The organism is Pseudomonas sp. GM84 (genome assembly GCF_000282535.1).
In the GTDB taxonomy this organism is placed as follows: domain Bacteria; phylum Pseudomonadota; class Gammaproteobacteria; order Pseudomonadales; family Pseudomonadaceae; genus Aquipseudomonas.
Genome location: NZ_AKJC01000109.1, coordinates 1 through 13,718, shown reverse-complemented (window position 1 = coordinate 13,718; position 13,718 = coordinate 1). Strand labels below are relative to the sequence as shown.

Annotated in this window: 12 protein-coding genes; 4 read left to right on the top strand and 8 right to left on the bottom strand. The window is 64.7% G+C overall.

Annotated elements, in window-relative coordinates; all coding sequences use genetic code 11:
* Nucleotides 1-24 precede the first annotated feature (24 nt).
* The 5 genes from PMI38_RS09845 to PMI38_RS09825 form a co-directional block, all read right to left on the bottom strand.
* The gene (locus PMI38_RS09845; RefSeq protein ID WP_008093325.1) at nt 25-837 is read right to left on the bottom strand and encodes an OmpA family protein; all 813 of its coding nucleotides are present in this window, start codon (nt 835-837) and stop codon (nt 25-27) included.
* Complete coding sequence (locus PMI38_RS09840) at nt 834-1,187, bottom strand: DUF4398 domain-containing protein (protein ID WP_008093324.1); 354 nt, start codon at nt 1,185-1,187, stop codon at nt 834-836. Before PMI38_RS09840 ends, PMI38_RS09845 begins: the two co-directional genes overlap by 4 nt.
* A 9-nt stretch (nt 1,188-1,196) precedes the next feature.
* A complete protein-coding gene (locus PMI38_RS09835; RefSeq protein ID WP_008093323.1) occupies nt 1,197-2,018 on the bottom strand; it encodes a substrate-binding periplasmic protein in 822 nt (273 codons plus the stop codon).
* 78 nt (nt 2,019-2,096) lie between these two features.
* Entirely contained in the window at nt 2,097-3,026 is a 930-nt protein-coding gene (locus PMI38_RS09830; RefSeq protein WP_008093320.1) for an electron transfer flavoprotein subunit alpha/FixB family protein, read from the bottom strand.
* Nucleotides 3,027-3,776: an electron transfer flavoprotein subunit beta/FixA family protein gene (locus PMI38_RS09825; RefSeq protein WP_008093318.1), complete on the bottom strand. Its 750-nt coding sequence runs from the start codon at nt 3,774-3,776 to the stop codon at nt 3,027-3,029.
* Nucleotides 3,777-4,312: 536 nt separating this feature from the next.
* On the opposite strand from PMI38_RS09825, the gene PMI38_RS09820 reads away from it, so the two are divergent.
* On the top strand, nt 4,313-5,995 hold the full coding sequence (locus tag PMI38_RS09820) for an electron transfer flavoprotein-ubiquinone oxidoreductase (protein ID WP_081502522.1): 1,683 nt from the start codon (nt 4,313-4,315) through the stop codon (nt 5,993-5,995).
* A 352-nt stretch (nt 5,996-6,347) separates the two neighbouring features.
* Here PMI38_RS09820 and PMI38_RS09815 read toward each other — a convergent pair whose 3' ends face one another.
* The 3 genes from PMI38_RS09815 to PMI38_RS09805 form a co-directional block, all read right to left on the bottom strand.
* On the bottom strand, nt 6,348-7,673 hold the full coding sequence (locus PMI38_RS09815) for an MFS transporter (protein WP_008093314.1): 1,326 nt from the start codon (nt 7,671-7,673) through the stop codon (nt 6,348-6,350).
* Between the two features lie 68 nt (nt 7,674-7,741).
* On the bottom strand, nt 7,742-8,221 hold the full coding sequence (locus PMI38_RS09810; protein WP_008093312.1) for a response regulator: 480 nt from the start codon (nt 8,219-8,221) through the stop codon (nt 7,742-7,744).
* Between the two features lie 170 nt (nt 8,222-8,391).
* Nucleotides 8,392-8,868, bottom strand: coding sequence for a sigma-70 family RNA polymerase sigma factor (locus PMI38_RS09805; protein WP_008093311.1), 477 nt, complete (start codon nt 8,866-8,868; stop codon nt 8,392-8,394).
* Nucleotides 8,869-9,066: 198 nt separating this feature from the next.
* On the opposite strand from PMI38_RS09805, the gene PMI38_RS09800 reads away from it, so the two are divergent.
* From PMI38_RS09800 to PMI38_RS09790, 3 genes are read left to right on the top strand one after another with little or no spacing between them, the layout of a single operon-like run.
* Nucleotides 9,067-10,239: an efflux RND transporter periplasmic adaptor subunit gene (locus PMI38_RS09800; RefSeq protein ID WP_008093310.1), complete on the top strand. Its 1,173-nt coding sequence runs from the start codon at nt 9,067-9,069 to the stop codon at nt 10,237-10,239.
* Entirely contained in the window at nt 10,240-12,204 is a 1,965-nt protein-coding gene (locus tag PMI38_RS09795) for a MacB family efflux pump subunit (RefSeq protein ID WP_008093308.1), read from the top strand.
* A gap of 3 nt (nt 12,205-12,207) precedes the next feature.
* The gene (locus tag PMI38_RS09790) at nt 12,208-13,611 is read left to right on the top strand and encodes an efflux transporter outer membrane subunit (protein ID WP_008093305.1); all 1,404 of its coding nucleotides are present in this window, start codon (nt 12,208-12,210) and stop codon (nt 13,609-13,611) included.
* Nucleotides 13,612-13,718: the final 107 nt, after the last annotated feature.

Here is a 13,718-nt window from a genome sequence, read left to right as displayed (position 1 = left end):
TTGCCGGCGATAGGGCCAGGGAAGTCAGCGCGCCGGCGCGAGCTTGCCCTTTTCGTCGGAAAAGACGATTTCCACCCGGCGGTTCTGTGCCCTGCCCCGCTCCGAGGCATTGGCCTCGACCGGGTACTGGTCTCCATAGCCCTCGACCTGCAAACGCTTTTCGTCGATACCAAGATCGACCAGCATGTCGGCCACCGCCTGGGCACGATCACGCGACAGCTTGAGGTTGTCCTCAGGCGCTCCCGTGCTGTCGGTATAACCCTCGATACGCACCACCCGGCGCGGGTTGAGCTGGAGGAACTGCACCAGCTTGAGCACCGTGCGACTGGCCGAGCTCCTCAAGTCGGCACGGCCCGTGTCGAACAGCACATCGCCCAGGGTCATCACCAGACCCCGATCGGCCTGCTCCGAGGCCATCGCGGCAATCTGCGTTTCAACCCACTTGCCCTGCTGCTGCACGCTGGCAAGCTTCGCCTCGCGCAAAGCCAACTGCAGGCGTTGGCGCTCGAGTTCGAGCTTGGCCAGGCGCTCCTGATTCAGGGCCAACTTGGCGTGCTCACTGGCGATTTCGCTGTAGCGCTGGCTGAGGTAGGCATAGTGGCGTACATCACTGCCGGTGCCGATGTAGCTCGACAGCCGATCGGCACGGGCCAACGACTCACCTGCACGGATCACGTCACGCGGCGCACTGCGCAGCACATTGGAATCGTCCTTCACCTTCTGGAACGCCGCCGTGGCATCGTCCAGTGCCGCCGAGCTGCGCTGGCTGGCACAGCCCTGCAGTCCGGCCACCAGCGCCAGCAAGGTCAATGCGGCCATCGGTTTACTGCGCATCATGGCTGCACCTCCAGTTGCTTGCGCAGGCGATTGACCCGCGACTGCAACTGTTCGAGCTGCTCGTCACTCTTCTGGTTCAGCACCTGCGCTTCGGCCAGGCGCGCATCCAGCTCGGCCTGCTCGGCACGCATGCGGGCGTCCCGGTAGTCCTCGGTCAGCATGTTGGTCTTGGCCCGAGCGAACTTGCCTTCGGCCAGCTTCAGCGCCTCGACCTGGTCGGTGGCTCCGACCGCCTTGGCCTGCTCCAGCGCCTGCTCGGAAATACGCATCTGCTCATTGGGCGCCGGGTCGTTGGCGCAACCGGCCAGGCCGAGCACAGCCACGGCAAGGATCAGTGATTGGGTCTTCACACACTCTTCCTACTGTTTGGGGGCGTCCGCCTGCATATGTACCTGCGCTTTCCAGCGCTCGACATTACGCTGCAGCACGGCTTCGGACGCACCGGAGATCGGCAATTCTGTCAGTTTTTTTGCCAGTTGCCCACGCAACCAGGCGTCATTGCAGGCTGAGTTGTGCGAGACGGCCAGATAAAGGCCTGGTCGATCCACCGGCAGGCCGCGGGCGATCAGGTGGCTGCTCATGCCCAGGCTCTGTGTGATGGCCATGCCCGAATAGCGCCCGGCCAGCACGTAATCGACCTGACCCAGCACCAGCTTCTGGAAGGCCTGGGTCAGGTTCTGCGCCGGCTCCAGCTTGAGCTGTGCCTCGGCGAAGGCACTGAACGCCGGGGTCAGGCGGGCACGCTCCGACAGGCTGCCACGGTACTTGGCCAAGTCCGCCGGACCGTCAAACACCAATGCCGCGTCATGGCGCGTCCACACCAGGTACTCATTGAGCTGCAAGGGGGGGTGAATGTAGTCCAGCGCGGTCAGTTGCTCCACTTGCATCGGCGTGTCGAGCAGCAGGTCGATTCGCCCGCTGCGCACTTCCTCCAGCGCCTGGTCGCGCTTTCCAGCACTCAGCACTTCCACCTGCACGCCGAGCTCGCCAGCCACCTGCCTGAGCAGGTCGACATTGGCGCCGATCAGGTGCTTGGGGTCTTTCGGGTCCTGCCATGAATAAGGGGGAGCATCCGGGCTACCGGTCGCCACCAGGCGCTCGCACTTGCCCGCTGCCATGACCAGCGGCGAGAACATTGCCACCGTGCACGCCAGCACCCTGCTCGCTTTGCGAAACGCCATCCATCACTCCTTGCCCGGCAAAAAAAAACCCGGCCCTCAGTGCGAGGGCCGGGCTTCTTTATAAGTGAAGCAGGCGGATCAGACCAGCTTTTCCAGCTCCGGAACCGCTTCGAACAGGTCAGCGACCAGGCCGTAGTCAGCCACCTGGAAGATCGGCGCTTCTTCGTCCTTGTTGATCGCGACGATCACCTTGGAGTCTTTCATGCCGGCCAGGTGCTGGATCGCGCCGGAGATACCGACGGCGATGTACAGCTGCGGCGCAACGATCTTGCCGGTCTGGCCGACCTGCATGTCGTTGGGCACGAAGCCTGCGTCGACCGCGGCGCGCGAGGCACCGACGGCAGCGCCGAGCTTGTCGGCCAGGCTGTACAGGTGCTTGAAGTTGTCACCGTTGCCCATGCCACGGCCGCCGGAAACGACGATCTTGGCAGCAGTCAGCTCTGGGCGGTCGGACTTGGCCAGCTCTTCGCCAACGAAGGCAGAGATACCGGCATTGTGCGCGGCATCAACCGCTACAACGGCAGCGGAACCACCCTCGGCGGCAACGGCGTCGAAACCGGTGGTACGCACGGTGATGACCTTGACCGCTGCGCTCGATTGCACGGTAGCAATGGCGTTACCGGCGTAGATCGGGCGCTTGAAGGTGTCGGCCGACTCTACCGAGATGATCTCGGAGATCTGGTCGACGTCCAGCAGCGCAGCAACGCGCGGCAGGATGTTCTTGCCGTTGGTGGTGGCAGGGGCCAGCACGTGGCTGTAGCCCTTGGCCAGCTCGACGATCAGCGGCGCGACGTTTTCCGGCAGGACGTGGGCGTAGGCGGCGTTATCGGCCACCAGCACCTTGGCCACGCCAGCGATCTTGGCAGCGGATTCGGCGACGCCACCGACGTTCTGGCCTGCGACCAGCACGTGCACATCACCACCGATCTTGGCGGCTGCGGCGACAGTGTTCAGGGTAGCCGGGGCAACGGCACCGTTTTCGTATTCAGCGACAACCAGGATAGTCATTTAGATTACCTTCGCTTCGTTCTTCAGCTTCTCGACCAGTTCGGCCACCGACTTGACCTTGATGCCCGCGCTGCGAGCAGCCGGCGCTTCGACTTTCAGGGTCTTGTTGGTGGAGGCGAGCGATACGCCCAGCGCGTCTGGAGTAACGGTCTCCAGCGGCTTCTTCTTGGCCTTCATGATGTTCGGCAGCGACGCGTAGCGCGGCTCGTTCAGGCGCAGGTCGGTGGTGACGATCGCCGGCAGGTTCAGCGAAACGGTCTGCAGGCCGCCGTCGATTTCACGGGTGACGTTCAGCTTGTCGCCAGCCACTTCCACCTTGGAGGCGAAGGTGCCTTGAGCGTAGCCGGTCAGCGCGGCCAGCATCTGGCCGGTCTGGTTGTTGTCACTGTCGATGGCCTGTTTGCCGAGGATGACCAGCTGCGGCTGCTCTTTATCGACAACGGCTTTCAGCGCCTTGGCCACGGCCAGGGAGTTCAGTTCATCGGCGGCTTCGACCAGGATGGCACGGTCAGCACCCAGCGCCAGTGCGGTACGCAGCTGTTCCTGGGCAGTGGCCGGACCGACAGAGACGACCACGATCTCGCTCGCAACGCCTTTCTCTTTCAGGCGCACGGCTTCTTCCACGGCGATTTCGCAGAAGGGGTTCATGGACATCTTGACGTTTGCAAGGTCGACGCCGGAGTTGTCCGCCTTGACGCGAACCTTGACGTTGTAGTCGACCACTCGTTTGACAGCTACAAGAACCTTCATGGATTCCTCGTTACTCTCCGGTGAATAGATAGTCGCCTGGGGCCATGCCCGGCGATGCACGTGGGTACAAGGGCACCTCTAAAAACGTACCGGGAAGCGCAATCTTCACAGTGACCAGGCAGTCCTGTTCAGAAGCTTTGACGGCAAAACCCGCGAGTCATTTTCTGTCGTGGCGTGTAGACTCCACTACAAAATCGGGTTTGGCCCGAAAACCCTGCGCTACGCCTGGTTTTTAGGGGTGCACCTGCGCCCGACGGTCAGGCTACGGCGAACGTAAAACCGCTCGTATCTTGACCGTAACACCCAATCCGGTCAATACGGCAAATCGGTCACCCTTCAGCCGCGTTCCTTTGAGTTTACTGGCCTGCGGCAAATTCAAACAAACGTTTGTATTGGACCCGCCGAGTGGTGTAGATATAATGCGCGGCCAAGACAAAACGGTGTAGTCCATCCTTTGCGTAGCTACAGGCTCGCTCCCGTGACGAGCCGCTGCACGCAAGCACCCCCAATAAGACCAAGCAACAGCACGAGCCTTGATGAGTAGGAGAGAACCAGTGGAACGCGAATACATGGAATTCGACGTGGTCATCGTCGGCGCCGGCCCGGCGGGCCTGTCCGCCGCCTGCCGCCTGAAGCAGAAGGCCGCCGAAGCCGGTAGCGAGATCAGCGTCTGCGTGGTCGAAAAAGGCTCTGAAGTCGGCGCCCACATCCTCTCCGGCGCCGTGTTCGAACCGCGCGCCCTGAACGAACTGTTCCCCGACTGGAAAGCACTCGGCGCGCCGCTCAACACCGAGGTCAAGCGCGACGATATCTACGTGCTCAAGGATGCTGGCAGCTCGACCAAGGTCCCCGACCTGTTCGTGCCCAAGACCATGCACAACCACGGCAACTACATCATCTCCCTGGGCAACCTGTGCCGCTGGCTGGCCCAGCAGGCGGAAAACCTCGGCGTTGAAATCTACCCAGGCTTTGCCGCGCAAGAAGCGCTGTTCGACGAAAACGGTGTGGTGCGCGGCATCATCACCGGCGACCTGGGTGTCGACCGTGAAGGCAATCCGAAGGACGGCCTGTACACCCCGGGCATGGAACTGCGCGCCAAGTACACCCTGTTCGCCGAAGGCTGCCGTGGCCACATCGGCAAGCAGCTGATCAAGCGCTTCAACCTCGACAGCGAGTCCGACGTCCAGCACTACGGCATCGGCCTCAAGGAAATCTGGGAAATCGACCCGTCCAAGCACGAGCAAGGCCTGGTGGTGCACACCGCCGGCTGGCCGCTGGACGTGATGAGCCCCGACAACACGGGCGGCTCGTTCCTCTACCACCTGGAAAACAACCAGGTAGTGGTCGGCCTGATCGTCGACCTGTCCTACGCCAACCCGTACCTGTCGCCGTTCGACGAGTTCCAGCGCCTCAAGCACCACCCGGTGATGAAGCAGTACCTCGAAGGCGGCAAGCGCATCAGCTACGGTGCCCGCGCCATCTGCAAGGGTGGCCTGAACTCGCTGCCGAAGATGGTCTTCAACGGCGGCGCGCTGATCGGTTGCGACCTGGGCACCCTGAACTTCTCCAAGATCAAGGGCAGCCACACGGCGATGAAGTCCGGCATGCTTGCGGCCGACGCCGTCGCCGACGCACTGATCGCGGGTAGCGAAGGCGGCGATGCCCTGAACACCTACGTCGAAGCCTTCAAGGCCAGCTGGCTGCATGAAGAGCTGTTCGCCAGCCGCAACTTCGGCCCGGCCCTGCACAAGTTCGGCCCGCTGATTGGTGGTGCGTTCAACTACATCGACCAGAACTGGTTCGGCGGCAAGCTGCCGTTCACCCTGCACGATACCAAGCCGGACTACGCCTGCCTGAAGCTTGCCGCCGACTCGAAGAAGATCGACTACCCGAAACCGGACGGCAAGCTCAGCTTCGACAAGCTCAGCTCGGTATTCCTCTCCAGCACCAACCATGAAGAGGAACAACCCTGCCACCTGAAGCTGACCGACCCGCACGTGCCGATCGCCAGCAACCTGCCGCTGTACGACGAGCCGGCTCAGCGTTACTGCCCGGCAGGCGTTTACGAAGTGGTCACTCAGGAAGACGGCAACAAGCGCTTCCAGATCAACGCGCAGAACTGCGTGCACTGCAAGACCTGCGACATCAAGGATCCGGCCCAGAACATCACTTGGGTCACCCCTGAAGGCGCTGGCGGGCCGAACTACCCGAACATGTAAGTCCCTGCCCTTGCGGTAAAGAAAAGCCCCCGGTTTGTGAGAACCGGGGGCTTTTTTGTATCTATGTTTCCGACTTGAGGTCTTTGGCGCTTATGAGATCGCGCGCCGCCCGCGCGGCGCATCGCGAGCAAGCTCGCTCCTACATTTGTTGCAACGTACCTATGTCTGATAGGCCATGGTTGGCAGCCTTGTGGGTACGACGCGATTCTTCGGCGGGCGCTAAAAAGCGGGCAACCATGGCCTGACAGACCGTGGCACGTTGCAACAAATGTAGGAGCGAGCTTGCTCGCGATGCGCCGCGCGGGCGGCGCTCGGTTTACGCCCCACTACAGAACCCAAGCCATGCTCTGGCTCATTTGTCACCACACATGATCGGCATCGGCTCTGCCGCGAACGCCAGCGGCTCGCGGCGCCCGAAGTACAGCGCCGTCAGCAACCCGACCGTGCCCATGATCAGACAGAACCCGACACACACCCACGGGCTCCAGGGCATCAGCGCAATCAACGCCAGCGGCGTGGTACTGGCCCACAGGGCATAGGCGATGTTGTAGGTGAAGGAAATCCCCGACACGCGGATCTCGGCCGGGAACAACCCGACCATCACCGACGGCACCACACCCACCACGCCGCAGCTCAACCCCGCCAGCGCGTAAGCCAGCCACGTCATGCCCCACTCCCCGACCAGGCTCGCATACAACGCACCGATGCCCAGCGGCAGCAGCAGGCTGTAGATCATCAAGGTGCGCCAGGCGCCCAGGCGATCGACCAGCAGCCCGGCCAGCACGCAGCCGATATTGAGGAAGACGATGCCCACACTGCTCAGGGCAAAGGTATGCCCGGCACTCATGCCGAAGCGTTGCTGCATCACCGTCGGGGTGATGACGACCAGCACCACCACCGCCGAGGTCAGCACGCAGGTCAGCAGCGCTGCCGGAATCAACGCCGAACGATGCTCGCCCAGCACCCGCCGCAGCGGGTACTTCACCGGCTGTTCCTGACGCTCGCGCAAGGCCAGGAAAACCGGGGTTTCACTGAGCCAGCGGCGCAGCCATACACCGATCACGCCGAACACCCCACCGAGCAGGAACGGATAACGCCAGGCGTAGTCGAGAATCTCCTGCGCCGTGAACACCTGCGCCAGCACCGTCGCGGTCAGCGCGCCGAGCAGGTAACCGAAGGTCAACCCCGCCTGCAGGAAGCCCAGAGCATAGCCGCGCCGTCCAGGTGGCGCGTGCTCGGCGACGAAGGTCCAGGCGCTCGGCACCTCGCCGCCCACTGCGGCCCCCTGCAGGATACGCAGGGCCAGCAGGATCAACGGCGCCGCATAGCCGATGTCGGCATAGGTCGGCATCACCCCGATCAGCAGGCACGGCAGGGCCATCATCAGGATACTCAGGCTGAACACCCGCTTGCGCCCCAGGTGGTCAGCGAAGTGGGCCATGAGGATGCCGCCCAGCGGCCGCGCCAGATAGCCGGTGACGAAGATGCCGAAGCTCTGCAGCAGGCGCAGCCACTCGGGCATTTCCGGCGGGAAGAACAACTGGCTGAGGGTCAGGGCAAAGAACACGAAGATGATGAAATCGTAGATTTCCAACGCGCCGCCCAGTGCCGCCAGGCCCAGGGTCCGATGGTCGCCGCGGCTGAACCGGGGCGGGCGAGCGGTATCGATGGCAGTCATGGCAGGAGTCCGCAGATCGGCAAAGGGCAAGAGGATAGCAAATCCCCGCCCGGCCCTGCCCTCCCCGGTTAGCGGTTGAACACCGTGTGCGCGAAGTTCCTGCGTGGCGGGGCCTGCTTGCCACCCGCGCGCATCCCTGGCGGCAGCTCCAGTTTGCCGATGACCACCGGTGCATCGATGATCGCCATGAATGAGAGCAGCGCGTCGTTGTCCGGCACCTGCGGCAAGCTGACGTTCACCGCCTGCCGCTCGGCCTGGGGCACCGCAGGCACTTTCAGATGTTGGGAGTGGTACAGCAGGGCATGCTGAATTTGCGCGCTGACCCGACAGAATCGCGCCAGGTCGACGCCGGCGTGGCTGCCCAGTTCGTAATTGCCAAGCAGCAGATTGAACGGCTCCAGTGCGCAATGCACCAGGCGCTGCAATTCGTCGAAGCTTTCCACCGGGGCGATCCGGTAATAGCCCAGGCCATTGAGCATTTTCTCCAGCTGCAGGCGCTGGCACGGGTGCTCGTCGGCAATCAGGATGCGCAGGGTCTTGTTGGTCATTATCGGACCTGGGCAGTCGGTTGAATTGGGACACGCTCCCTGACCAAACTACGCCAGTGACGGGCAACCGCCAGGAAATTCCTGGAGGGGTCAATTTAGATAGTTGTCGGGAAACAGTGAGAAATCAAGTTGCCAGCACATAGAATTTTCACCGGCTTACGACAACTTTTTCAGGATTCCCATTGGCGCATGCGCACCCGGCAGTGCTTCATGGCATTGACGATGTGCTTTTCCACCAGGCTGCGCGAGATGCCCACGCGCTCGGCGATCTGCTGATGCGACAGGCCCTCCAGCTTGCGCAACAGGAAGCTGTCGCGGCAGGGTTTGCTCAATTCATCCAGGGCTTTGCGCATCAGCGCCAGGCGTTGGTCGAGCTGCAGGTTCAGGGTAGGCGCCGCCGTGTGCCAGCGCTCGTCCTGGTCCAGCACCTCCAGCGGCTCGGACTGGCGCAGCAGGTGGCGCCGATGACGGTCGATCACCAGATTCAGCGCAGTGCGGTAAAGGAAAGCGCGGGGGTGCTCGATCGGCTGCGTGTCGGTGCGTTCCAGCACCCGCAGGTAGGCATCGTGTGCAATGTCCTCGGCCGCCTGGCGATTGCCCAGGCGGGCAGAAAGAAAGCTCACCAATTCGCGATAGTAGTGTTCCACGACGGCACCTGGGGTCGTCCTGACAGGCCGGGACAGGGTCTGAGTGATATCAGCGTGGGATATTACAAATTATAATTATTCTCAGCAACACTCCGCTGGGCCCCGATCTAAATCCGCCGCGCCTGCCTTCGTCTTACTGGCACCTCCCTGCGCGCCCCGCTCTGGTCGCGTGTGGCCCACCCTTGGCTGGAAGTCCGCATGAGACGCTTACCCAACACCCGCCGCCGCATGATCCTAGGCAGCCTAGGCCTGTTTGCCCTGGGCAGCCTGCTGGCCTGGAAAGCACTGCCCTTCGGCGCCCTGCCGGTCAGCACCGTTGCCGTCGCCCGTGGCGACATCGAAAGCAGTGTCACCGCCCTCGGCACCCTGCAGCCGCGCCGCTATGTCGATGTGGGTGCCCAGGCCTCCGGGCAGATCCGCACCTTGCACGTGGAAGCCGGCGACGAAGTTCGCAAAGGACAGCTGCTGGTGGAGATCGATCCGTCGACTCAGCAGGCCAAGCTCGACGCCGGGCGTTTCTCGATCGACAACCTCAAGGCCCAGCTGGCCGAGCAACAGGCCCAGTACCTGCTGGCGCAGCAACAGAACAGACGCCAGCGCGAACTGGCCGCAGCGGGCGCCACGCGCGCAGAAGACCTGCAGGCCGCCGACGCCCAGCTCAAGGTGACCCAGGCCCGCATCGACATGTACCAGGCGCAGATCCGCCAGGCCCAGGCCAACCTGCGCAGCGACGAAGCCGAGCTTGGCTATACCCGCATCTACGCGCCCATGGACGGCACCGTGGTGGCGGTGGATGCCCGTGAGGGCCAGACCCTCAACGCCCAGCAGCAGACGCCACTGATCCTGCGCATCGCCAGGCTGTCGCCCATGACCGTCTGGGCCCAGGTCTCCGAGGCCGACATCGGCAAGGTCAAGCCGGGCATGACCGCGTATTTCACCACCCTGTCCGGCGGCAAGCGCCGCTGGCACAGCACGGTGCGCCAGATCCTGCCGATCCCGCCCAAACCCCTGGCACACGCAAGCCAGGGCGGCGGCAGTCCGATCAGCGCCGGCTCCGGCGTCAGCCAGGTGGTGCAGTACACCGTGCTGCTGGACGTCGACAACCCCGATGGGGCGCTGATGGCCGACATGACCACCCAGGTGTTCTTCGTCGCCGGCCACGCCAGCCAGGTGCTGACCGCACCGCTGGCCGCCCTGGACGAGGGTGCCGGCGAAGGCCTGCGCCTGGCTCAGGTGCTGGGCAAGGATGGCAAGGTCGAACAGCGCCAGGTGCGCATCGGCCTCAGCGACCGCCTGCGCGTACAGGTCCTTGATGGCCTCGACGAAGGCGAGCGCCTGGTGATCGGCGCGCCACCTGCCAGCGGAGGTTGAATGTCCATTCCCCTGATCGAGTTGCGGGACATCCGCAAATCCTATGGCGGCCACGACACACCCAAGGTCGAGGTGCTGCGCGGCATCAGCCTGAGCATCCAGCCGGGCGAGTTCATCGCCATCGTCGGCGCCTCGGGTTCGGGCAAGTCGACCCTGATGAACATCCTCGGCTGCCTCGACCGCCCCACCTCCGGCAGCTACCTGTTCGCCGGCAAGGACGTCGCTCAGCTCGACGGTGACCAACTGGCCTGGCTGCGCCGCGAGGCCTTCGGCTTCGTGTTCCAGGGCTACCACCTGATCCCCTCCGGCTCCGCCCAGGAGAACGTCGAGATGCCCGCGATCTATGCCGGCACCCCGGCCGCCGAACGCCATGCCCGCGCCGCCGCCCTGCTCACACGCCTGGGCCTGGCCAGCCGCCTGGGCAACCGCCCGCATCAGTTGTCCGGCGGCCAGCAGCAGCGCGTGTCGATTGCCCGGGCCTTGATGAACGGCGGCCACATCATCCTCGCCGACGAGCCGACCGGCGCCCTCGACAGCCACAGCGGCCGTGAAGTCATGGCCCTGCTCGACGAGCTGGCCAGCCAGGGCCATGTGATCATCCTGATTACCCACGACCGCGCGGTGGCGGCACGCGCCCGGCGGGTGGTGGAAATCCGCGACGGCCTGATGATCAGCGACTCCGCCGCCGAGCAGGCGCCCGAGGCCCCGCATCAGAGCCTGCAGGCCGACGAGCTGCGCCAGCGCCTGGACCGTGGCGCCACCCAGCACGGTGCCTGGCAAGGCGAACTGCTCGAAGCCCTGCAGGCCGCCTGGCGGGTGATGTGGATCAACCGCTTCCGCACCGCCCTGACCCTGCTCGGGATCGTCATCGGCGTGGCCTCGGTGGTGGTCATGCTGGCCGTGGGCGAAGGCAGCAAACGCCAGGTGATGGCACAAATGGCGGCGTTCGGCTCCAACATCCTCTACCTCAACGGCCGCGAGCCGACCCTGCGCGATCCGGGCGGGATCGTCACCCTCGATGACGTCTCGGCCATCGCCGAGCTGCCCCAGGTGCAGCGTGTCATGCCGGTGATCGGCAGCGACATGATGGTGCGCCACGGCAACAACAACCAGAAGTTCTATGTCGGCGGCAACAACGTCGAGTTCCCGCACATCCTCAACTGGCCCGTGGTCGAAGGCAGCTTCTTCAGCGAAGCCGACGCGCTCAGTGGCGCCGCCGTGGCGGTCATCGGCCAGAAGGTCAGCGACAAGCTGCTCGGCCCCGGCAACAACGCGCTGGGCGAGTACCTGCTGATCGGCAACGTGCCGTTCCAGGTGGTCGGCGTGCTCGCTGGCAAGGGCGCCAGCTCCGGCGACCAGAAGAGCGACGAGCGCATCGTCGTGCCTTACTCCGCCGCCGCCACGCGCCTGTTCGGCAGCCATGATCCGGAATACGTGATCATCGCCGCCGCCGACTCGACCCGCGTCGCCGACAGCGAAGCGGCGATCGAACGGCTGATGCGCAAGCGTCACCAGGGCAAGGACGACTTCGAGCTGACCAACGACGCGGCGCTGATCCAGGCCGAGGCGCGCACCCAGAACAGCCTGTCGCTGATGCTCGGGGCGATTGCCGCCATCTCGCTGCTGGTCGGCGGCATCGGGGTGATGAACATCATGCTCATGACCGTGCGCGAACGTACCCGCGAAATTGGCATTCGCATGGCCACTGGCGCACGCCAGCGCGACATCCAGCGCCAGTTCATCAGCGAAGCAGTGATGCTGTCGATGGTCGGCGGGGTCACCGGCATCGTCCTGGCCCTGGCGATCGGCGGCGCGCTGGCCCTGGCGCAGGTGGCCGTGGCCTTCGCCCTGCCCGCCATCCTCGGCGCGTTCACCTGCGCCGTCGTCACCGGCATCGTGTTCGGCTTCATGCCGGCCCGCAAAGCCTCCCGACTCGACCCGGTCAAGGCCCTCACCAGCGAATAACCCATGACATTGCCAAGCCGCATCAGCCTGTTGACCCTGTGCCTGGGCCTTGCCGCCTGCAGCACGCCGCCACCGCCCGCCAGCGGCATCGCGCCGCCGCCACGCTGGCAGGGTGATACCGCCTCCTCCACCCTCGGCCTGCCGTCGGCAGGCTGGTGGCAAGCCTTCGCCAGCCCCGAGCTGGACCAGTTGATCGAACGTGCCCTGCGCAATGCCCACGACCTGGCCGCGGCCACGGCGCGGGTTCGCCAGGCCCAGGCCCGCGCCGTGATCGCCGGCGCCCCGCTGCTGCCCGAAGTGCAGGTGGGCGGCGACGGCAGCCGCCAGCGCCTGCTGCACGGCGAAGGCTCCGACCAGCTGGACGTCAACCGCAGCGAGCCGACCTACACCGCGTTCGGCACCCAGCTCAGTGCCAGCTACGAGCTGGACTTCTGGGGTGGCCTGCGCGCAGCCCGGGCCAGCGCCCTGCACGGCCTCGATGCCAGCCGCTTCGACCGCCAGACGGTGGAACTGACCCTGGTCGCCGCGGTGGCCGACAGCTACTTGCAAGGCCTGGCCCTGGCCGAGCAACGGCGCATCGCCCAGCTCAACCTGAGCAATGCCCAAGGCGTGCTGCACCTGGTCGAAACCCGTGAGCGCGCAGGCTCGGCCACGCGCCTGGAGCTTGCCCAGCAACGCAGCCTGGTGGCCGCCCAGCAGCGCCAGCTGCCGCTGCTCGAACAACAGCTGCAAGACAGCCGCGTGACCCTGGCCACCTTGCTCGGCGACCCGGTCCAGACGCTGCCCGCCAGCCGCCAATCGATCACCCGCGTGCTGTGGCCTGCCATTGGCAGCGGCGTGCCCAGCGAACTGCTGACCCGGCGCCCGGACATCGCCGCCGCCGAAGCCCGTCTGGCCGCCGCCAGCGCCAACGTGCAAGTGGCCAGGGCGGCGATGCTGCCGAAAATGACCCTCGGCGCCAACCTGGGCACCGGCGCGAATACGTTCGCCGAGGTTTTCGACAGTTCTTACTACACGCTGACCGCAGGCCTGGTCGCGCCGGTGTTCAACAACGGACGGCTGCGCGCTTCGAAGCAACTGGCCGAAGCCGAGCAGGACGAGTTGCTGGAGAGTTACCGCAGCAGCATCCTGGCGGGCTTCGCCGATGTCGAAAAGGCCCTCAACGCTATCCATGGCGTGGACCGCCAGCGGCAATGGCAGGATGAGGAAGTGTTGCAGGCGCGTCAGGCATTCGACTTGGCGCAGCAGCGCTACGGCGCTGGCGCCGAGACCCTGTTGAGCGTGCTCGAAACCCAGCGCACCCTGTACCTGGCCCAGGACCAGCAGGCGCAGCTGCGCCTGGCCCGGTTGCAAGGCAGCGTGGCGTTATACAAGGCGCTGGGAGGTGGCTGGCAGGTCCAGCGCTGAGAAGAAGCCCCACATTCCCTGTGGGAGCCGGCTTCGGTGTCTGGGCCGGCCTCTTCGCGGGACAAGCCCGCTCCCACAGAACCCCACCATGCTTGAAATCGGAGCTG